At 64.6% G+C, this 20,441-nt stretch carries 18 protein-coding genes; 4 read left to right on the top strand and 14 right to left on the bottom strand.

Annotated features, from left to right (window positions below):
* The first annotated feature begins 142 nt into the window (after positions 1-142).
* Positions 143-1,201, top strand: a complete 1,059-nt coding sequence (locus BJD12_RS16255; protein ID WP_005990353.1) for an oxidoreductase — start codon at positions 143-145, stop codon at positions 1,199-1,201.
* Positions 1,202-1,546: 345 nt separating this feature from the next.
* On the opposite strand, the gene gnd is transcribed toward BJD12_RS16255, so the two are convergent.
* From gnd to BJD12_RS16215, 8 genes are all read right to left on the bottom strand, one after another.
* Positions 1,547-2,488: a phosphogluconate dehydrogenase (NAD(+)-dependent, decarboxylating) gene (gene gnd, locus BJD12_RS16250; protein WP_005990351.1), complete on the bottom strand. Its 942-nt coding sequence runs from the start codon at positions 2,486-2,488 to the stop codon at positions 1,547-1,549.
* A 20-nt stretch (positions 2,489-2,508) separates the two neighbouring features.
* Positions 2,509-3,852, bottom strand: coding sequence for a hypothetical protein (locus tag BJD12_RS16245; RefSeq protein WP_005990349.1), 1,344 nt, complete (start codon positions 3,850-3,852; stop codon positions 2,509-2,511).
* Positions 3,853-3,998: 146 nt separating this feature from the next.
* Complete coding sequence (locus BJD12_RS16240) at positions 3,999-4,376, bottom strand: glycine zipper 2TM domain-containing protein (RefSeq protein ID WP_005990347.1); 378 nt, start codon at positions 4,374-4,376, stop codon at positions 3,999-4,001.
* Between the two features lie 124 nt (positions 4,377-4,500).
* A complete protein-coding gene (locus tag BJD12_RS16235) occupies positions 4,501-5,283 on the bottom strand; it encodes a DUF2242 domain-containing protein (protein WP_005990345.1) in 783 nt (260 codons plus the stop codon).
* Between the two features lie 73 nt (positions 5,284-5,356).
* Entirely contained in the window at positions 5,357-6,421 is a 1,065-nt protein-coding gene (locus tag BJD12_RS16230; RefSeq protein ID WP_042827777.1) for a DNA methyltransferase, read from the bottom strand.
* Positions 6,414-7,514, bottom strand: coding sequence for a hypothetical protein (locus BJD12_RS16225; protein ID WP_042827783.1), 1,101 nt, complete (start codon positions 7,512-7,514; stop codon positions 6,414-6,416). The genes BJD12_RS16230 and BJD12_RS16225 overlap by 8 nt, the downstream gene beginning before the upstream one ends.
* 22 nt (positions 7,515-7,536) lie before the next feature.
* The gene (locus BJD12_RS16220) at positions 7,537-8,940 is read right to left on the bottom strand and encodes a nicotinate phosphoribosyltransferase (protein WP_005990339.1); all 1,404 of its coding nucleotides are present in this window, start codon (positions 8,938-8,940) and stop codon (positions 7,537-7,539) included.
* Positions 8,941-9,065: 125 nt separating this feature from the next.
* Positions 9,066-10,121: a bifunctional nicotinamide-nucleotide adenylyltransferase/Nudix hydroxylase gene (locus tag BJD12_RS16215; protein ID WP_005990337.1), complete on the bottom strand. Its 1,056-nt coding sequence runs from the start codon at positions 10,119-10,121 to the stop codon at positions 9,066-9,068.
* Between the two features lie 183 nt (positions 10,122-10,304).
* Here BJD12_RS16215 and BJD12_RS16210 point away from each other — a divergent pair, with 183 nt between their 5' ends.
* Positions 10,305-11,171: an endonuclease/exonuclease/phosphatase family protein gene (locus BJD12_RS16210; protein ID WP_005990335.1), complete on the top strand. Its 867-nt coding sequence runs from the start codon at positions 10,305-10,307 to the stop codon at positions 11,169-11,171.
* A 221-nt stretch (positions 11,172-11,392) separates the two neighbouring features.
* Here the strand turns inward: BJD12_RS16210 and BJD12_RS16205 are convergent, their stop codons facing one another.
* Complete coding sequence (locus BJD12_RS16205; RefSeq protein WP_005990333.1) at positions 11,393-12,298, bottom strand: LysR substrate-binding domain-containing protein; 906 nt, start codon at positions 12,296-12,298, stop codon at positions 11,393-11,395.
* Positions 12,299-12,385: 87 nt separating this feature from the next.
* Between BJD12_RS16205 and BJD12_RS16200 the strand changes: the two genes are divergently transcribed.
* Positions 12,386-13,129, top strand: a complete 744-nt coding sequence (locus BJD12_RS16200) for a sulfite exporter TauE/SafE family protein (protein WP_005990331.1) — start codon at positions 12,386-12,388, stop codon at positions 13,127-13,129.
* Between the two features lie 84 nt (positions 13,130-13,213).
* Here the strand turns inward: BJD12_RS16200 and BJD12_RS16195 are convergent, their stop codons facing one another.
* The 4 genes from BJD12_RS16195 to BJD12_RS16180 form a co-directional block, all read right to left on the bottom strand.
* Positions 13,214-15,373, bottom strand: coding sequence for a carboxy terminal-processing peptidase (locus BJD12_RS16195; RefSeq protein ID WP_172797241.1), 2,160 nt, complete (start codon positions 15,371-15,373; stop codon positions 13,214-13,216).
* Between the two features lie 354 nt (positions 15,374-15,727).
* A complete protein-coding gene (gene lipA / locus BJD12_RS16190) occupies positions 15,728-16,741 on the bottom strand; it encodes a lipoyl synthase (RefSeq protein WP_005990325.1) in 1,014 nt (337 codons plus the stop codon).
* 14 nt (positions 16,742-16,755) lie between these two features.
* Positions 16,756-17,454 (bottom strand): lipoyl(octanoyl) transferase LipB, encoded by a 699-nt coding sequence (gene lipB / locus BJD12_RS16185; protein WP_042827775.1) that lies wholly within the window; start codon positions 17,452-17,454, stop codon positions 16,756-16,758.
* Positions 17,442-17,720 carry a YbeD family protein gene (locus BJD12_RS16180; protein WP_005990320.1) on the bottom strand — a complete coding sequence of 93 codons (279 nt, stop codon included), beginning with the start codon at positions 17,718-17,720 and terminating at the stop codon, positions 17,442-17,444. The genes lipB and BJD12_RS16180 overlap by 13 nt, the downstream gene beginning before the upstream one ends.
* Before the next feature lie 259 nt (positions 17,721-17,979).
* Between BJD12_RS16180 and BJD12_RS16175 the strand changes: the two genes are divergently transcribed.
* Entirely contained in the window at positions 17,980-19,041 is a 1,062-nt protein-coding gene (locus BJD12_RS16175; RefSeq protein WP_039421503.1) for a lipid A deacylase LpxR family protein, read from the top strand.
* 164 nt (positions 19,042-19,205) lie between these two features.
* On the opposite strand, the gene BJD12_RS16170 is transcribed toward BJD12_RS16175, so the two are convergent.
* Positions 19,206-20,411 (bottom strand): D-alanyl-D-alanine carboxypeptidase family protein, encoded by a 1,206-nt coding sequence (locus tag BJD12_RS16170; protein WP_005990316.1) that lies wholly within the window; start codon positions 20,409-20,411, stop codon positions 19,206-19,208.
* Positions 20,412-20,441: the final 30 nt, after the last annotated feature.

Here is a 20,441-nt window from a genome sequence, read left to right as displayed (position 1 = left end):
GCTCCTGTTGAATGTGGCTGCAGCTTGCGGTAGCGGTCGTCGAGCACACGTGACTGCTGCATGCAGAGGTTGTGAACCCTGCGCACACGGGTGTGTGCAATACCATGCAGGCTCCTTCGTTCGTTGCGATGAACCGTTTTCAATGCCTAAACCGTTCAATCTGGCTGTCGTCGGCTACGGCTATGTCGGCCATACCTTTCATGCGCCACTGATTGCCAGCACACCGGGTCTGCATTTGCACAGCGTGGTGTCGTCCAAGCTGCAACAGGCGCAATCCGACTTCCCCGAGGTCACCGTCGTTGCCGACCTCGACAGCGCTCTAGCCGACCCAGCACTGGACGCAGTGGTGCTTGCCACGCCTAATCAGACGCATGCGCCCTTCGCGTTGCAGGCGCTGGCCGCCGGCAAACATGTGCTTGTCGACAAACCCTTTGCGCTGGACGCGGCACAAGCGCGCGCCATGGTCGCCGCTGCAGCGGCGGCCGGACGTGTGATCAGCGTGTTCCAGAACAGACGCTGGGACGCCGACTTTCTCACCGTACGCCGCCTGATCGACGAAGGCCAACTGGGCGAAGTGGTGGAATTCCATTCACACTTCGACCGCTATCGGCCGCAAGTTCGCGACCGCTGGCGCGAAAGCGACGTCCCCGGCGCAGGCCTGTGGTACGACCTGGGCCCGCATCTGCTCGACCAGGCGTTGCAACTGTTCGGCATGCCGCAGGCCATTGGCGCGGATTTGCAGCGCCAACGCAGCCAGGCGCGCAGCGACGACTATTTCCACGTCACCCTGCACTATCCGCGGCTGCGCGCGATCCTGCATGCCGGCTCGCTGGTGGCCGACAACAGCCTGCGGTTTGCAGTGCATGGCACGCGCGGCAGTTATCTCAAGCACGGCCTGGACACTCAGGAAGACCAGCTGCGCGCCGGACGCCGCCCTGGCACAGTCGGTTGGGGCGTAGATCCGTTACCAGCCACGCTTACCCGCATGGACGAAGAAGGCCGCGTACATATCCATCAACCCGACAATCAGGCCGGCGATTACAGGCAGTGCTATGCGGCTTTCCGCGATGCGCTGGCAGGCACAGGCCCGGCACCGGTCGATGGCGCAGATGCCGTGCAGCTCATGCACTTGCTGGAACTGGCACAGCACAGCGCCACAACCGGGCAGGTGCAGTGGCTGGATGGCAAGCGCGCGCCTTGATGGCCGTAGGCGTCGGCTGCAAGCGCCGATGAGGTGCGCAGCCGATCTCTGGTGACGACGCTTTGATGCTGTGCGAGCCACGCGACAGATCGACGGAGCACGACGTCTAGACGAGCCATCTTCGTCTGCGCCGCACCTTACTGGCGCCGGCTGATTTTCTCTTCATGCCGAAAGCGCATCAGATGCCGACACCCACTCACATCGTCGCCGCTGGGACGGACCAGACGTATCTCACGTCGTCATTGGCCACCGTAAATCGCGCACCTGACTTGACCGCCTTAAAACCGCAATGGCCGCGATGCGCGGCGGCAATCGCGGCCATCTGAGCGACGGGCTTACGCGTCCTTATGCGTCCTTGCTGCCGATCGTCGGCGCTGCAGAAGTAGTGGTCATCACTGCATGGCCACCGAACTGGTTGCGCATGGCCGCCAACAGTTTGTCGGTGAACGAGTCCTTGTCGCGCGAACGCAACCGCTCCATCAACGACAACGTAATGATGGGTGCAGACACTTCCAGGTCGATCGCCTCGGCCACTGTCCAACGCCCCTCGCCAGAATCGGCCACGAACGGCGCGATACCGGCCATGGTCGGATTGTGCCGCAGCGCATCGGCGGTCAGGTCCAGCAACCACGAACGCACCACGCTGCCGTCGCGCCAGATCTCCGAAACCTGGTGCAGGTCCAGCGTAAAATCGGCCTTGTGCTGCATCAGGGCGAAGCCTTCGGCATAAGCCTGCATCATTCCGTACTCAATGCCGTTGTGGACCATCTTGGTGAAATGACCGGCACCGCTCGGGCCCACGCGCCCCCAGCCCTTGTCCGGCGCAGGCGCCAGTGTGGCCAGGACCGGATGCAGCGTGGTCACGGCAGACTCTTCGCCGCCGACCATCAAGCTATAGCCTTCCTGCAAGCCCCAGACGCCACCACTGGTGCCGCAGTCGACGAACGCAATGCCACTTTCCTGCAGCTGCGCTGCGCGCCGCTGCGAATCCTTGTAATACGAATTGCCGCCGTCGATGACGATGTCGCCGGCCTGCAACAACGGCAGCAGTTGCGCCAGCGTGTCATCGACGATCTTGCCTGCGGGCACCATCAGCCACACCACGCGCGGGCTCGGCAGCGCGGACACCAGAGATGCAAGCGCATCGGCAGTGACAATGCCCTTGGCCTGCGCACTGCTGCGCGCGCTCGCCCCGGGATCGTAACCATGCACACGATGTCCGCCGTGCACCAGACGCTCGGCCATGTTGGCGCCCATGCGGCCCAAACCCACCATACCCAGTTCCATAACCACTCCTCATGCTCTGATCAGTGCAGGGTGCCACGCCGGGCGTACGCCGGCGTGGCGGAATTCTCAATAGATTGTTCTGTGACGGTGCTGGCGGCGCACTGGTGCAGCTGCCAGTGGATCCACCGCCAGTACAAAGTGGTGCGCAGATTGTGCAGGGTGAGGTCGATGGCATAGGGCGTGCGCGGGTTGCGATCGAGCAGGCGCGCGACGTGGTAGCCGATCGGCTTGGTGCCCTTGGGGTGCACATACACCAAAAAACCTTGATAGAACGGATCGTCCAGCAACCGCTGCAGTTCCTGCAACCGCGCCTGCTGCTGCGTGTCCAGGGTCGACCGCAACGCCGCGTCGCGCTCGTACAGCAACCGCTCGAAGCGCCGCTTACCCGGCCCGCGCAGTTGCCTGGAAAGCTCCCAGATCTGCCGGTTGAGTGCGTCGTAATGCGCAAAGCCGCCGTGCTGTGCCAGTGCCTGCGCTGCCGCGTCGCTGACATCCACCACCACGAAGTTTTCGGCCTGGTTATGGATGTCGTCCAGATACGCCTTGTCGAACACATGCGCGATGAAACCCGGTGCACCGACGAACGCCTGTCGCCCGAGTTGCGAGGTCTTCACCGCTTTGCCGTCGGCAAAAAATTCACCGGCATGTGCACCGAGCAGAATGCTGTCGGTGTCGTGCAAGGTCAAAAAGGTCCCGATGGACAGTTCGCCCGGCGTAAATACCTGATCGAATCCGGCATCGCCATAGAGTTCGCGCTGCGTGGCGAGCTGGGCCACCTGGCGCCCCACGCCGCATTCGGAACGCACCTGGCCGCTGTAGAACGCGTCCAGCGCCTGCGCGTTGCTTCCGCTTGGCTGATAACCGCGACCGAAGCTCTTGAATCCACTCCAGCCCTGTGCAGCGGCGCCACGCCAGCCGAAACCGACCCAGCCCAGCTGCAGCGCAGAAAAGCGGTAATGCGGATTGTCTTGCAACTGCGTGACCGCGCGCCGTGTGGCCGCGCCAATTTCAAAACCGTAGGCGCACTGGCTGGCGGGATCGTCCAGCAATGCAGTGAGCGCCGCGCCGCGCCGCTGGGCATCCCAGGCTCCCGGTAGTGTTATCTGCAGGTCGCCTGCTGCGCGTGCCTGGGCGAGCGAGCCTCGCGTACACGGCGCGCCGCGCTGGATGACCGGCGTGCTGGTGGCTGCACTCTTGATGCTCCAACCCAATCGCCGCAAGAGCGCTTCCACGCAGTCCGGTGCAGCCGTAATAGCCGTTTGACTTGGCGCAGCAGTGGCGACTTCCAGCAGCTGCAGACCACACACCACCACCGCACACAGCAGCGCAATCTTGTGGCGCCGCGCGGCCTGCGGCTCACCCACTGCATGCGCCGGCCGAAGCAGCCACCGTCTGGCTTGCACCCAAAAAGCGCTCATCGATCGGATAGGTGGATCGGCAGCAAAGCGCTGCTCCTGAAATACAAGAAAGCCCCGGCATAACCGGGGCTCGTACTCTCAAACCCTCAAGCTCAGCTGCGTTCGCAGACGCGCTCAACCTGACGATTGCCGTTGGTTTGTTGGCGATTGCCCTGAATGGTGCGGCCTGCTGCACCACCAGCGACCGCGCCGGCCACGGTGGCGAGCTTCTTGCCGTTACCGCCGCCCACCTGGTTACCCAGCAGACCGCCGATCGCGGCGCCGGCAAGCGTGCCACCAAGGCGATTCGGGTCGGTGGAATTCTTTTGCACCTCTACGTTCTTGCAACGCACACGGGTGCCGTCATTGAACCGGCGGCCTTCGTCTGCCGTGGTGTAACGGTGCTGCGCGTAGTTTTGCGCCTGCGCGAAAGTGCTCGTCGCCATCAGAGCGATCAGGGACATACCCATCAGGGAATTGCGCATTTTCATCGTACGTCTCCATCGTTCTCGCCCATTCGGCGAGGCATGGGTGCATGCTGGTCATCCAAGCGAGAACACAACGTGAAGCGCACAACCCTCTATTCAGGCTTTGGACCGGTGCGTGAATCGGGCGTCACGGTTGGGGGGCTGGCTCGTTCTGCGGCACGTTCGCTGGCGCTGGCGGTGGGTCCTGCGCTTCGGCCGGCAATGGCGCAACCGGCGGCTGCGCAACCGTATTCGGGGCGGGTGCCGGAGCGGCGAGTGGTGCAGACGCGTTTGCCGTGACCCCCGGCGCCACGGCAGGCGAAGCGACCGCTGCGGCCGGCGGATGTGGGGCAACTGGGGCCGGTGCAGGCATCGCGTTTGCGGTAGACGGCACCGCTTCGGTCACGTTGGGCAGATACGAATTCAACCGTTCGAAGAAGCGCTTGTAGAAGGCCGCGTCCTGCACCGTGGTGCTGGACACGCGCACCAGCGAGTCGCCGCTGCTGCCCACCGGCAACGACAACGAGCCGAGCACCCCGACACCGACGCTGGCCGAGGTCAAGCTCTTCTTCAATGCGTATCGATCCTGCAGCGCGCTGACGAAGATCTGCGCCTTGCCGCCCTCCTGCGTGGCGCAGGAAATGCGCAGATTGAGCTGCTCGCTCTGGTCGGCTTCCTTCAGCTGGAAGTTCTTGCTGCCTTCCACTGCCGCAGCGTCGGCACGCGTCACGGCGTAGCCCTGGCTCAACAGCACGCGTCGTGCGGCTTCGCAGGCCTGCGGCGAACTGGCCGCCACGCTGCGCGAATAGGTATCGTCGGAGTTGAACGACTCGCGCATCAGCATGCTGTCGCCCTTGCTGCCACCGCAGCCGACCAAGGTTGCAAACGCGCCAAGCAGCGCGCCACGCGCGATCAGGGAAGTACACGACATGGGAACACTCCGGCATCCAAAACCGGCCAAAGCATAGCCGCAACCGATGTGCGCGCGGCGTCGCGTTGCCGGGTCAGGGTATCGGCGGTTCATCCGTTGGCAGCTGCAGGTCGACCTGCAGGTGGCTGCCATCGGCACCCACGCGCTCGGCGCGCAGGTAGTGATGCGCACGCACCGCTGCCAGCGTCACTGGGGCACGGCAAGGCTCGCCCCAAAGGCTCAGGCTGAAACCCTGCACCTGCAACCAGTTGGTAAGGCGGTCCCACAGCGGTTGCTCGGCGCACACGATCAGGTCCAGATCCGCCGGGCCTTGCGGCACCAGCGCAGGTGATTGCAGCCAACGCGCGTAACTGCCGTGTACCACCACCGGCACCCCGAGCGCTTGCACCGCGTGCAGCAGCTGCTCTGCCTGCTGCACATCCAACCGGGCGCGGCAATGTTGAAAGATCAGCGCGTATTCGTGACTACGATTGCTGTCGGTGCCTGCATGGTTCAATCCAGCGGCAGGACGCGGGTAACACAGCACCCGCTCGTCGTGCAGAGTGAACAGGCTGCCCAGTATCCGGCCCAGATCCCATGCCTGCGGGATCACGCGCCCACCCACGCGCACGTTCTCGACCATGGCCACGCCAAACGCGCCCGGACGCAACTGCCGCCGCAGCGCGTGAAACACGGCGCGCATGCCGGCTAGATAGCCCGCATAGTCCGTGCTGGCATACAGCTGCCCAGCCACCGCGGCACCACGCCACTGGCACCCGAAATACGGCACGTTGGTCAGGCACAGATCGATCGGTGCGACAGGCGTGGCGTGCACCAGGTTGCCGACCACGATGGGTGCATCCACGCCGTGCCGTTGCAGCCGCGTACGCGCCAGCTGCGCACGCGCCGGATCGATCTCCATGCCATGTGCGTTGCGGCCTTCGAGGGCGGCGGCCAGCAACGTACTGCCGAATCCGCAGAACGGGTCGAACACCTGCTCGCCGGGCTGGCTGAAATGGCGCACGAACGGCCGCATCTGATTTACCCAACCACAGTCGCGCCCGTTGAGCGGGTCGCTCGCACGCAGGTCGTCGGGCAACGCCCAGGCCGCCTCGTCGGGTACCGGCGTCCACCAGCTGCGCTGGTCGAACTCATCCATGTGCTGCATCCCACAGCACATCGGCGTCCGGGTCCCAACCCGCGCACAGCCGGCCGTTGGCGAAGAACACCAGCTTGTACAGATCACCAGTGGCATGGCGGGCGTGCATCGCCGCGTAGTCGGCGCTTTCGAACACCACCTGCATGCCATCGTCGCTGCGCATCCGCACATTCCAGAAGTAATACCCCTCCGTCATGCCATCCAGCTGCCAATGCGACCACCACGGCTGTTGCATGCACTCGGCCAGCAAGTCCTCCACGCCGATGCGGTGCTGCGCGATGTAACGCATCGTGCCGTTGTTGCGATACGCATCATCCAGCCGCGACAACTCGCGGAAGATCACCTGGCCCGCGCCACAGCTGCGCGCCCACGCGATGTATCGCGCGATCTCCGCTGCGCTGCACACCCCGCCACGTTGCACGATGCACACCAGCCGCACCGGCAGACGCGCGGCGATGCGACGAGCGGTGTGCACGAACGTGGTGGAATCGGCGATGGGCTCGCCCGCACGGAAGCGCATGATCGCGTCGTTGTGCGCCTGCAACGGATGGTGGCGCGACAATTCGATCCACGACACTTCGAAATCGACCAGTGCATCGAGCAGGCGCCCACCGTGCGCACGCGCCAGGCCAGCGCCGTTGCTGTACAGCACGCGCTGCTCGACATGCGGGCCATGGGGGATGGTCGACAAGGTGTGCAGCAAGGTCTGCAGCCATTGCGCATCGTCGGTCATTTCCAGACCCGACAACGAATAGGACAAGGGCACCGCATGCAGCAATTGCAATGCGCTGCGCAATTGCGCGAAATAGTCGGGGCCGGGACGCAGCATCGACCCCGCCAGACCTCCCGCATGCTGCCGCAGATTCTCCGAACAAAACCCGCAGCGCGCCGAACAAGGCCGCACCGAGGCATACGGCGTCAAAGTGATCGGCAGCGCAACCCGATAGCGGCGCGTGCCGATCTGCAAACCATGCCAGCGGCCACTGTCGTCCTGCAGCGGCACGCGCCGCTGCAGGTTGGGCGCTGTGGCGCGCAATTGCGCCAACAGCGGTGATGCAGGCAGCAGCGACACAGCATCGATGGGAGCGGGCATGGGCATGCCTGCGTGCACGCCGTCAGCGCCGGGCGGCATCGGCACGCGCGCGCACCTGCTCCAACGTCCACTCCTGCTGCATCGCGCCGTTTTCCCACACCGTCACCAACGCGTCTTCGCTATCGGTGCTGGCGGCCACGTCGTCGAGCAATGCACTGCGGTAGCTGCCATCGCGGCGGTCGCGCAGCAGGGTCAGCCGGCCGCGCTTGCTCTGCTTGCCCTGGTCGGTGATCGGGTCCTTGTAGACGTCGATCCACTGCCCATCCACACGCACCGCCGAGCACTTCAACGCAAACTTCTGCGTATCGCGGTCCACCTTCTGCAGCAAGGCTCCCCCCATGCCAAAGGCGACGTTGTCGGCGGCATAACCGGCCGCGGTGATGCGCTCCAGAATGGCGCGCAACGACTGCGGATTGATGCCATCACCCTGGATCACGCGCACATGGTTGAGCACCTTGTACCCCTTGCCATTGACCTGATGCCCGAAGGCTTCGTCCAGCAGCACCAGGCACTGTTCGACCACATCCACCGGGTCGCCGGAATCGGGACGGATGACCACCGTGGCGCCGGAGGCGATGATCTCCTCGCGCAAGGTGGTGCCCCAATGCTCGCGAATGGCACGGTAGATGTCGTAGCTGTCCGAGACCACCGCCACAACGGAACCGGGCCGCGCGAATTGCGTCAGCATGTTGCGATACGCATCCACCTCGCGCTCGCGGCCCCAGCTGGTGATGGTGCTGTGCTCGGCGGCGGGAATCGAAAACCCCGCCACCGGCGTGTGGTAATGCGCCCGTACCAGCAACAACGCCGACAAGGTATCGGTGCCGAGAAAGTTCACCAGATGCGCCGCGCCGCCCAACGCCGCCGAGCCCAGGCTGGACACGCCACGCGCGCCGAAGTCGTGCAGCTTGAACGGTAACTGCCCTTCTGGATCGTCGCTGGTGCGCTCCAGGTAATCGCGCACGATCTGCTTCACCTGCCAGCTCACCGTGGCCACCGTCACCGGGTACCACACGCGCAGCAACAAGGTTTCCAGATACGACGGCACCCAGAACGCCTTGGTGTCGGTGGATTCGATGGTCATCAACACGTTGTGCGTGGGCACCACCGCGCCTTCGGGCACTGCACGGATACGGATCGGCAACTGTCCGCCCAGGCGGTCGACGATGTCGCGCCAGCCGGCTTCGTTGAACGGCTCGCCATGCGCAGCCAGCAAGGCCTTGGCATCGTCGATGTCGGCGTGGGTCACCGGCCGATTGATGGCTTCTTTCAGGATCGACTGCAGGCCGAAGAACACGGTCTGGTCGTACACGCCGCCGCGCGATTCGACATAGAAAAACGAGGCGTCGGTACCGGGCGGATATTGCAGCCAGTGGCTGGCCTTGTAGCTATCGGTATTGAGCAGCAGGTTATCGAGGTAATGCATGACGGAAGCTCCTTCGCGTCGGGGAAACCAGCGGTCTGTCCGCCAGTGGGAGGTCGTGATTCAAGCCGGACGCATCAACGTGGCCGATGCCGGTCGGCAACGGCACACAGGCGATGACGTCGCGCTCAGCCACGGCCCAGGAAAAATTCGAGAATATGCAGGTGATCTTCGTACAGGCGCGGGCCCATCGCCATGACTTCGGCGATCGGAATCCAGCGCGCCTTGTCGGCATCGTCGCCACCGCGCACCGGCGGCAATTCACCGGCCGGAAATTCGAAATGGAATGCGTGGGTGATGGTGCGCCCGCGCAGGCTGCGCTCGGGGTGATCGAACACCTGACGTCCACGCAACGAGCCCTTGAGCACCGGCACCGGGACCTTGAGCCGTGTTTCCTCGCGCAGCTCGCGCAGGCAGCTGTCCAGCAGCCCTTCTTCCTGGGCGACGAAGCCACCAGGCAGTGCCCACAGCCCCTTGCCTGGCTCGGCGCGTCGACGAACTAGCAGCACATGCCCGGAATGCACCACCACCGCATCGGTGGTCACGAAGGTCGGTGCGTACGGCGCGTCTTTCCAGGCGGCGCGGTACTGCTCGATAAAGCGGTATTCGGCTACCAATTGCGCATAGCTCGGCGAATTGCGGCGGAACGCTTCCAGCATTTCGTACACGGGCGCCGGGACGTTGCCACGGAGCATCAGCAACCCACCGTGGAAACCGATGTCTCCGGCCTCGAACAGATAGCGACGTAGCTCGGTAGCCGACAAGGTCGCGGTATGTTGCACATCTTCCAGCGGCCACTGCGGAAACTCACGCAGGTAATAACTGCTGGCATCCTTGTCCATGCCGATCAGGCCGATGCGCGCGTCGGGCGTGCCACCGTCGGCATGTACCGCCTCGGCAACCTGGCGCTGCACTTCGGCAATCCACAGGCTTTCGTTGTACAGATGGTCGCGCAATGGACGCAGGATCAAACGCTCGCGCTCGCCCGGCAGTGCGGACTCGATCATCACTGCGCGTTCGGCGACGGTCCAGGGGTTGCGAATGGTACGAGGCGTGTCGGCCGAGCCGATCAGCACAATGAGCTTGCCCGCCTTGCCCAGCGCATGGCGGGCGACGGCGGCGTGGCCGTTATGAAAGGGCTCGAAGCGTCCGATAAAAACGAGATAGTCGTACTGTGTTGCCATGAGAATCCCTCACGGTTGCGTGGTCAGCCAGCGGTCTATCCGCTGACTTGGTGCAAATGCTACGCCGATGCACAGTGGCGTCAAGCAGGCGATGGCGCCTGCATACACCACCGCTGCCGTGACGCAGCGGTCATCATTGCCGGCTAGACTCGGCGCTCTTGTTTTCTCAAGGAGTTCGCCTGCATGCCACGTCTGACCGCGCAGGTGCTGCTGCGCAGCCTTCTCGCCACCGTTGCGGTGCTGTGCATCGTCCTGCCCGCGCTGGCGGCAACGCCGAGCGCGCCCCTGCGGGTGATGTCGTTCAATGTGCGCGTGCCGGTCGACACCGACGGCGACAAACGCTGGCAGGTGCGTCGCGATGCCATGGTCGCGTTGATCCGTCAGACGCATCCGGATGTCTTCGGTACCCAAGAGCTGGTGCAGGAGCAGGCGCAGTATCTTGCAACGCACCTGCCGACCTATCGCTGGTTCGGCAAGGGCCGCAACGCCGACGGCGGCGGTGAGCACATGGGCGTGTTCTATGACAGCCGCGTGCTGACGGTAGTCGAATCGGGCGACTTCTGGCTATCCGAGACACCCGGCACTCCCGGCAGCAGCAGTTGGGGAACGGACCTGCCGCGTTTGGTCACCTGGGCGCTGTTTGAACGTCGTGGCGACAAACGCCGGTTCTACCTGTTCAACACGCATCTGCCGCACCGCGATCAGGACGAGCCGGCACGCGAACAAGCGGCCCGATTGATCCTGTCGCGCATCGCGAAACTGCCTGCGGATATTCCGGTAGTGCTGACCGGCGATTTCAACAGCGATCCGGACAAGAGCACCTACCCCACGCTCACCGCCGCACTGGGCGATGCACGCACGCACGCGCCCAAGCGCAATGGGCCGGAAAACACCTTCCAGGATTTCAGCACCCACCCGACCCGGCGGATCGACTGGATTTTGTTCCGCGGCCTGACGCCCACCCGCTTCACCACCCTGGACGAGCGCCCCGGCGGCATCCTGCCCTCCGATCATTATCCGGTGCTGGCCGAATTCGACTGGCCGCGCTGACAGCAGGCGCACCGTTGCGCCAACAATGACAGCGCCTGCCAAAGCCGCGATGAGGATCCGGTCTACAAGGGCGCTACGCCCGCGCGAAGCGGCTCACACACATCGCGAGCAAGCGTCATGGCGGTGTAAGGCCTACGTGATCATGGGTGCACCAATCGGACATCAGGAATTCGCGTACCGGCCACGCCCGCCTCGCGGAGACGCGGCAATTTGTCGGCCGCTCAAGCCGTCTGGATGCCTGGCTGTGCCGCACTGGCCTGCAGCCATTCCAGCAAGGTCTGCAGGATCGCCGATGGCGTGTCGCGCCAGACGATGGACAGCTCGCGCCACGCCCAGGTTTCGTCCAATGGCACTGCCGCCAGCTGCTGCCTGACGCTGGAACACGCCAGCGCCGCGTGCGGCACGATGGCCACGCCCACACCGCGCGCCAGCATGCGGCACAGGGTGTCGATGCCGGGCACGCGCGCGCGGATGCGCAACTGCACGCCGGCCCTGGCCAGGTGCGTGCGCAGGTGACGATGCAAGGCGTTGTCGGCCGACAATGCCAGCAACTGCATCTGTGCGATATCGGTCAGCTGCACGCTGCCCGCACCGGCCAGCGGATGGCTGGCGGCCATCGCCACCACCAGGCGATCCTGCCGGAACGGACGCCGCTGCAGGCCGGTGAAATCCGCATGCCCTGCCACCACGGCCAGGTCGGCACGTTCATCGCGCACCGCATCGGCCGCCTCCTCGCTCCCCCACTCGGCCAGGGTCAGATCCACCCGCGGATGCGCCTGCAAAAAATCCGCAACGCATTCCGGTAGCCATTCCGAGAGCGCGGCGGTGTTGGCGGCCAAGCGCAGCGTGACCTGACCGCCGATGCCATAGTCGCCGAGTTCGCTGCGCATCGCCTGCTCCTGCCGCGCCAGCACCCGTGCGTGCCGCAGCAACACCTGGCCGGCAGCAGTGAGCGTTACCCCACGCCGACCACGCTCGAACAGCGCCACCCCGACCTGCAGCTCCAGCGCGCGGATGCGCGCACTGGCGGCCGCCAGCGACAGCGCCACGCGGTCGGCGCCGGCGGTAATGCTGCCGGTGTCGGCCACCGCGACAAAGATCCGCAGATCGACGAATTCCACCTGCATATGCGCTCCAGCCTTCGGCGTGGCCGAAGTCTGCCTCAAACAAAGACAGCTTGCCGGCTCAGCCTCGCCACCCCGATCCTGGCCGCCATGAATGGATATGCTTCGCAGTGGCTGCTGGTAGCCGCCGTCTTCCTGCTGGCCGGCGGCGTCAAGGGCGTTGCCGGCATGGGGCTGCCGACGGTGGCGATGGGGCTGCTCGGGCTGTGGCTGCCGCCCAGCCAGGCTGCCGCACTGCTGGTGCTGCCTTCGCTGGTGACGAATCTGCAGCAGGCCTGGGGGCCGGCGCCGGCAGCACTGCTGCGGCGTCTGTGGCCGGTGCTGGCACTGGTGGTGGCGGGTACCTGGCTGAGCGCCGGGGTGATGATCGGCGGCAACCCACGCTTCCTGCGCGCCGCGCTCGGCGTGCTGCTGGTGGCCTACGCCCTGCTCGGGCTTGCACGCCGGCAATGGACGCTGCCGCCACGCCACGAACGCTGGGCCAGCCCGCTGACGGGATTGGTGGGTGGCTTGCTCAACGGCGCCACCGGTGTCCTGGTGATTCCGGTGGTGCCCTACCTGTCTGCGTTGAGCCTGCCGCGTGAGCTGTTGATCCGCGCACTGGCGGCGTGCTTCGGCACGGCAACGCTCGCCCTGGCCATTGCGCTGGTCTGGCATGGCGGGGTGCCGCTATCGGCCGGCCTGCCCTCGTTGTTGGCATTGGTACCCACTGCAGTTGGCGTATGGGCGGGCACGCGGGTGCGCCGCCGCATCTCTGCCGAACTGTTCCGCCGGGTGTTTTTCGGCACCTTGCTGCTGCTCGGCCTGCAGGCCTGCTGGCAGGCGCTGTCCTGAGCCCCGGCTGACAACGAACGCAGCGTAGAAACGAAAACGCCACCGGCAAGCGGTGGCGTTCGTGGATCGGATGAGCAGCAGTGGTCAGTCTGCCCAGCGCCCCGGGGCCGTGGATTGCGGCAGTACCTGGGCCGAGAGCGGCTGGTCCTGCGACAGCAGGCCCAACGCGTCGGCCAGGATGGCGGCCGATTCGTGCAGCAGCGGATCGGGGCGCTTTTCTGCGGCTTTCTCGCGCGCCGTGTCCTTGACGATGTCGCGCTCGTTCCCGGTCAGGCCGTCGTCGCTGTCATCGGCAAGCGGATCCAGCGGCAGGCCCAGCTGTTTGCGCACCTGCTGGCGATCCTTGCGCTGCTGGTCCTGCTTCTGACGCTCGGCAACGCGCTCGGCCTCGTTCAAGGAGATGTACTTCTTGGCCTTCTCGTCGCGGAACTGCTTGACGTCCTCTTCCCACCACTGGAACTCCTTGTCGGCAGCGATGCGCGCGGTGTGCAGCGTCTGCAACTTGGGCAGCAGCGGCGCGAAGTTGCCGTACTGGGTGTGCGGTGCGGCAGCGATGCGCGTCCACGGCAGCGCGTTGTCGTAGGTGCTTTCGCCGAACTCGGTGGCATCCACGCTGGCCGGGAAGGCGATATCCGGCACCACGCCCTTGTGCTGGGTACTGGAGCCGCTGACGCGGAAGAACTGCGCAATCGTCAGCTTGACCTGACCATAGCGCTGGCCTTCGGCGGCTGGCCAACGATCCAGGTCCACGATGTTCTGCACGGTACCCTTGCCGAAGCTGGTTTCACCGATCACCAGGCCGCGACCGTAGTCCTGGATGGCGCCGGCAAAGATCTCGGATGCCGATGCCGAGCCGCGGTTGATCAATACACCCAGCGGACCATCCCAGGCCACCTTCGGATTGCTGTCGCCATTAACCGTCACACGGCCGCCGGATTCGCGCACCTGTACGACCGGGCCCTGCTCAATGAACAGCCCGGTCAACTCGATCGCCTCGTCCAGTGAGCCGCCGCCGTTGTTGCGCAGATCCAGCACCACGCCGTCCACCTTGTCGGTCTTGAAGCCGGCCAGCAGCTTGGCGACGTCGCGGGTTGCGGATGCGTAATCGGTCGCATTGCGGCGACGGCCTTCGAAATCCTGATAGAAGCCCGGCAGTTTGATGATGCCGATGCGGCGTTCCGGCTCGCTGCCCTTGGCCGGCAAGGTAATCGTCTCGCCCTTGGCAGCCTGCTCGGCCAGGCGCACCTTCTGCCGGGTCAGCGTCACCGTGCGGTGCTTGCCGTCGATGCCCGACTCGGCCGGGATGTACTCCAGGCGCACCTGGGTATCCTTGCTGCCGCGGATCTTGGCCACCACGTCGTCGATGCGCCAGCCGATCACATCCTCGATGGCGCCGTTCTTGGCCTGGCCCACGCCAACGATGCGATCGCCTGGCTTGAGCGTGCCATCCACTGCCGCCGGGCCACCCGGGATCACCTCGCGGATCACCACCATGTCGTCCTGCTTCTGCAGCTGGGCGCCAATACCTTCCAGCGACAGCGACATCTGCTGATTAAACGTTTCGGCGGTGCGCGGGGTGAAGTAATCGGTATGCGGGTCGACGGCGTTGGTGTAGGCGTTGACGAAGAACTGGAACACATCCTCGCCCTTGAGCTGTTTCACCGAATCGGCGAGCGCGGCGTAACGCTTGTCCAGCGTCTTGCGGATGTCGTCGGGCTTCTTGCCGGCCAGCTTCAGGCGCAGCCAGTCGTTCATCACCGACTGCCGCCACAACACATCCAGCTGCTTGTCGTCCGACGCCCACGGCACGTCCTTGCGGTCGTACTCGAACTTGTCGGTGCCGGTGAAGTCGAAGTCCTGCTTGAGCAGGTCACGCGCATATTTGACGCGCTGGTCGACGCGCTTCTTGTAGATCGCAAACACCTGAAACGCCGGCTCCAGGTTGCCGCCGCGCAGCGCGTCGCCCACCCCGGCCTGCAGCGGCGCAAAGCCGTCGATGTCGGCCTGGGTGAAGAACTGTTTACCGCCGTCCAGCGTTTCCAGATAGCGCTTGAAGACGTCCTTTGACATCGCCTCGTCTAGCGTCCGCGGACGGTAGGCATAACGGCTGTCGGACAGCAGGCCATAGACAAGTTTGGTCGCCGTTGCCTGTTCGGGCGTGGCGGCCTCTGGCAGCGCTATGTCGGCGCGTGCGAGCAATGCCATCGGAGTGGTCAACACCAGCGCCAGCAGGCCGGCCTTCATGGACGCAGAAACGTTGTAGGTCATCGAATGGCTCTCGGCACAAGGCCGACGAAAGAAAGGCGGTGAACGGATCAGACAGCATGACAGTGCCCAAAGTTGCTGGCGTTGTCATCCGCTGGCTGAATCAGCCTAGCGCCGGGCCTGTATCGGATTGTGAACGCGACCGTATCTTGCACCGGCACGTCCAGACCGCCGGAGACGACACGGCCCTGTGCACTGCACAGGGCCGGTGATAAAAACGGATGCTTGGTGCCGCCAAGGCGACGCCGGCGCAATTAGGCGTCGACGACTTGGCCACCGCGCGTGGCGGTCGTCAGCTCGGGGCGCTGCCGTAGAGCCCCCCGGTCTTGCTGCTCAGGCAGCGACACCTGCCCCGGCAGCCTGGCGATCGGCGTGATACGACGAACGCACCATCGGCCCGGACGCCACGTGGCTGAAGCCCAGCGCATTGCCATAGTCTTCCAGCGCCTTGTATTCCTCCGGCGTCCAGTAGCGCATCACCGGGTGGTGGTGCGGGGTCGGCTGCAGATACTGGCCAATCGTGATCATGTCGACATCGTGCGCACGCAGATCGCGCAAGGTGGCCTGCACCTGCTCCATCGTCTCGCCCAGGCCCAGCATGATGCCGGACTTGGTGGCGATGGACGGATGCTGCGCCTTGAAGCGTTGCAGCAGGGTCAGCGACCACTGGTAATCCGCACCGGGGCGTACGTTCGGATAGAGATCCGGCACGGTTTCGATGTTGTGATTGAAGACGTCCGGCGGGCTCAGCGCCAGAATCTCCAGCGCGCGGTCCATGCGGCCCTTGCCGCGGAAATCCGGGGTCAGAATCTCGATGCGGGTGTTAGGCGAGCTCGCACGAATGGCCGCGATGCAGTCCACAAAATGCTGGGCACCACCGTCGCGCAGATCATCGCGGTCCACGCTGGTGACCACCACGTACTTCAAACCCATGTCGGCTACCGTGGTGGCAAGGCTGGCAGGTTCGTTCGCATCCGGCGGCTTGGGCCGGCCGTGCGCCACATCGCAGAACGAGCAGCGCCGCGTGCAGACCTCACCCAAGATCATGAAGGTGGCGGTGCCGTGGCTGAAGCACTCGTGGATATTCGGGCAGCTGGCCTCTTCGCACACCGTGACCAGGCGGTTTTCGCGCAACTTGGCCTTGAGGTTCTGCACCGCGTTGCCGGACGGAATCCGCACGCGGATCCACGACGGTTTGCGCAGCACCGGCGCATCCACAAACTGCACCGGCGAGCGATTGATCTTGTCGCCACCGATCTGCTTGACGCCGGTCTGCAGCGGCGCAGGTGCGGCGGTATCGCCGGAGACGACCTGCAAGGGGATGGAACGGGCGATAGGCTGGGTCATGACAGTACGGGCGCTCAGGCCGGAAGCGAAAGGTCGGGCATTGCGGAGGCGGGCTGCAGCGTCAGGCCGAACTGGCGTGCCAGCTGCTCAAGCAGCGCTGCCTTGACGGCCTCCATCCCGGAGGGGCCGCCCAAGTCTAGCACCGAGGTCACCTGCAAGCCCTCGTAGCCGCACGGGTTGATGCGGTGAAACGGCTCCAGGTCCATCGCCACATTGAACGACAACCCATGGAACGTGCAGCCCCGGCGCACGCGGATGCCAAGTGCAGCAATCTTGGCGCCGCCGACATACACACCCGGCGCGCCTTCACGACGTCCGGCCACGATATTCCATTCGTCCAGCGTATCGATCAACGCCTGCTCGATCTTGCACACGTAATCGCGCACGCCGATCTTGAGCCGGCGCAGATCCAGCAGCGGGTAGACCACCAGCTGGCCTGGACCGTGGTAGGTCACCTGCCCACCGCGATCGACCTGCAGCACCGGGATATCGCCCGGGGCCAGCACGTGCTCGGGCTTGCCGGCCTGGCCCAGCGTGAACACCGGCGCATGCTCGACTACCCATACCTGGTCGGCGGTCTGCCCATCGCGTGTATCGGTGAAACGCTGCATTGCGCGCCAGACAGGGGCGTAGTCTTGCTGACCGAGGTCGCACAGCTGCGCGGGCGGAATCCCAACTGCAACCACCGCAGGTTCGGCCGCTACAGCGTCCACTTCACTTCCGGATGGCCACGCAGCGCCTGATGCGCCGCATCGAACTGCTCCCGGCTCTCGGCACGGAAGCCGATCTTGACCGAGACATATTTACCGTTGGAAGAATGCTTCCAGCTGACGCTTTCCTGCAGCAGCTCCACACCAGTGGCAGCGAGCAGGCGCGGCAATTCGATTTCCAGGCCGCGCTCGGCGGCGCCCATGGCGCTGAGCTCGAAGGTACCGGGAAACTGGAAGCCGTGTTGGGGGTTGTCGGTGCTGATATCCATCGCCCCATTATCGGGCCGGCGGAGGGCAAACCCAAGTCTCGCCTCGCACCCTCACCGCAGTTATGCGCATGGCTGTCTAAGCCTGGACGGCATCCTCGATTGCGGTGCTTAGCCAAACACACCTACGTAGGAACGGCAGTTCTCCACAAACCGGCCTCGACCGAAAATGAGATCACGCTTAGGCGCATGTTCACGCGACGCAGCCGTGAGCGCAGGCACCTTTGCACCACCCCCGTCCTCCTTATCCCCCAGGCCCTCCATGCTCCGACCGCGCGCGTTGTCTGCTGCCTTGCTGCTCTCTCTCACCGGGCTGTCGATGCCAGCTATCGCAGCAGATCAGTGCGATTCCAGCCGGCTGGGGCAGACGCCGCCGGCAGTCAATTTCCGGGTCGACAACGATTTGTTCGGCGGCGAAGACCAGGACCAGGGGTATTCCAACGGTGCGGTGCTGACCCTGGTCTCGCCCAATCTGGTCGACTACACCGACGACCCGTGCCTGCCGCGCACCGCGCGCTGGGTCAACAGTTATCTGGAACGGCTGCATCCGGGCGAGTTCGACCAGCAGAACATGGTGTTCTCGATCGGCCAGGGGATCTTTACCCCCACCGACTACACCCGCCGCGACGTAATCCCGGACGACCGCCCGTATGCGGGCATCCTGCTGGCGAGCTTTGGCTACAACGCCCGCAACGATGCGCACCTGCGCACCACCCAGCTGCAGATCGGCGTAGTTGGCCCGTGGGCTTTTGCGCAGGAAGCCCAGGATGCGATCCATGACGCGCTGGGGGACGAGAAATTCCAGGGCTGGGACAACCAGCTGCACAACGAGCCGCTGATCAACCTGGTGCACGAACGCATGCGCCGGTGGCCGGCTGATGCCACCAGCAATGCCGATGGATTCGGCTGGGACTTTATCTCGCACTGGGGCGGGGCGGTGGGCAACATGGCCACACACCTGAACGCCGGTGGCGAAGCACGTTTTGGCTGGAAGTTGCCGGACGACTTCGGCAGCACCCCCACCCGCCCGGCGGGCGAAAATACTGCCCCGAGCCGACTGGGACGTGCCAGCGGCTGGTCGGGCCACCTGTTCGTGACCACGGATGCGCGCTGGGTGATTCGCGACATCACCCTGGATGGCAACACGTTCCGCAATAGCCACAGCGTGGACAAGCGTCCGTTCGTGGGCGATGTCGGCTACGGCTTGGCGGTGATGTACGGCCGCTGGAAGTTCGCCATCGCACGCTACCACCGCACCCGCGAATTCGAGACCCAACGCGAGACGCCGGTGTATGGGAGTTTCACCATCAGCCGGATGCTTTGAGGGCTGGAATTGGGGATTGGGGATTTGGGATTGGGGGATTGACCCAAGCAGGCCACTGATGCCTTGCACTTGCTCTGGCTGTTGCGAATCCCACATGCCCGATCCTTAATCCCCGCAAACAAAAAGCCGGCTTTCGCCGGCTTTTTGCTGCACTTATTCCGAACTTATTCCGATTCCCACCACATCCAGAACGAATCCCAAAGACGCTTGAAGAAGCCGCCCTCTTCCACCGCATTGATGGCGACCAGCGGGGCCTGGGCGATGATCTTGCCGTCCAGGCTGACCTTGACGGTGCCGACCTGCTGACCCTTCTTGATAGGCGCTTCCAGATTCTTGGCCACCTCCATGCTGGGCTTGAGGTCGTTGTAGCGACCGCGCTGCAGGCTGACCAATAGCGGCTGGGCCACGCCAAGTTGCACCTCGTCCTGCGCACCCTTCCAGACCTTCTGCTTGGTCACAACCTTGCCGGGCGCGTACAGGCCATGGGTTTCGAAGAAGCGGAAGCCCCAGTTGAGCAGCGCCAGGCTGTCGGTAGCACGTTGTTCTTCGGAGGTGTCGCCCATGACCACCGCGATCAGGCGCTGATCGCCGCGCTTGGCCGAGCTCAGCAGGCAGTAACCGGCCTCGGAGGTGTGGCCGGTCTTGATGCCGTCCACCGCCGGGTCGCGCCACAGCAGCCGGTTGCGGTTGCTCTGCTTGATCGAGCCGACCTGGAATTCCTTGATCTTGTTGTAGGCGTAGGTCTCCGGGTAATCGCGCACCATGGCGCGGCCCAGCATGGCCAGATCGTAGGCGGTGGAATGGTGGCCTTCGGCACTGAGGCCGTGCGCGTTGACGAAGTAGGAATTCTTCATGCCGATCTTGGCGGCGTAGCTGTTCATCAACGAGGCGAACGCTTCCTCGCTCCCGGCCACATGCTCGGCCAGCGCGATCGCAGCATCGTTGCCGGACTGGATCGCCATGCCCTTTTCCATGTCTTCCAGACGCGCAGTCTGGTTGACCGGGAAGCCGCTATAGCTACCGTCCGTGCCGGCGCCGCCCTCGCGCCAGGCGCGCTCGCTCATCATGACCTGGTCGTCGCGCTTGACCTTGCCGTTCTTGATTTCCGCAGCCACGACGTAGGACGTCATTACCTTGGTGATGCTGGCCGGTGCCAGTTGCTGGTGGATGTTTTCGCCGGCAAGCACCTGCCCGGTGGCGTAGTCCATCAGGATCCAGGATTTGGACACGGCCGGCGCGGGTGCGGGCGGAACCGGCAGTGCAGCCGGCGCGGCAGCCACAGCGGGAGTCGGCTGCGGCGCTGGTGTCTGGGCGCAGACCAGGCCGAAGGCGAACGTGGCCACGGCGGCGGCGGCGAAGCGGAATTTCATTGAAGAACGACTCCTGACGGGCCCGAAGGC

Origin of the sequence: Xanthomonas vesicatoria ATCC 35937 (assembly GCF_001908725.1) — a bacterium.
In the GTDB taxonomy this organism is placed as follows: domain Bacteria; phylum Pseudomonadota; class Gammaproteobacteria; order Xanthomonadales; family Xanthomonadaceae; genus Xanthomonas; species Xanthomonas vesicatoria.
This window is presented reverse-complemented; position numbering and strand designations above follow the sequence as displayed.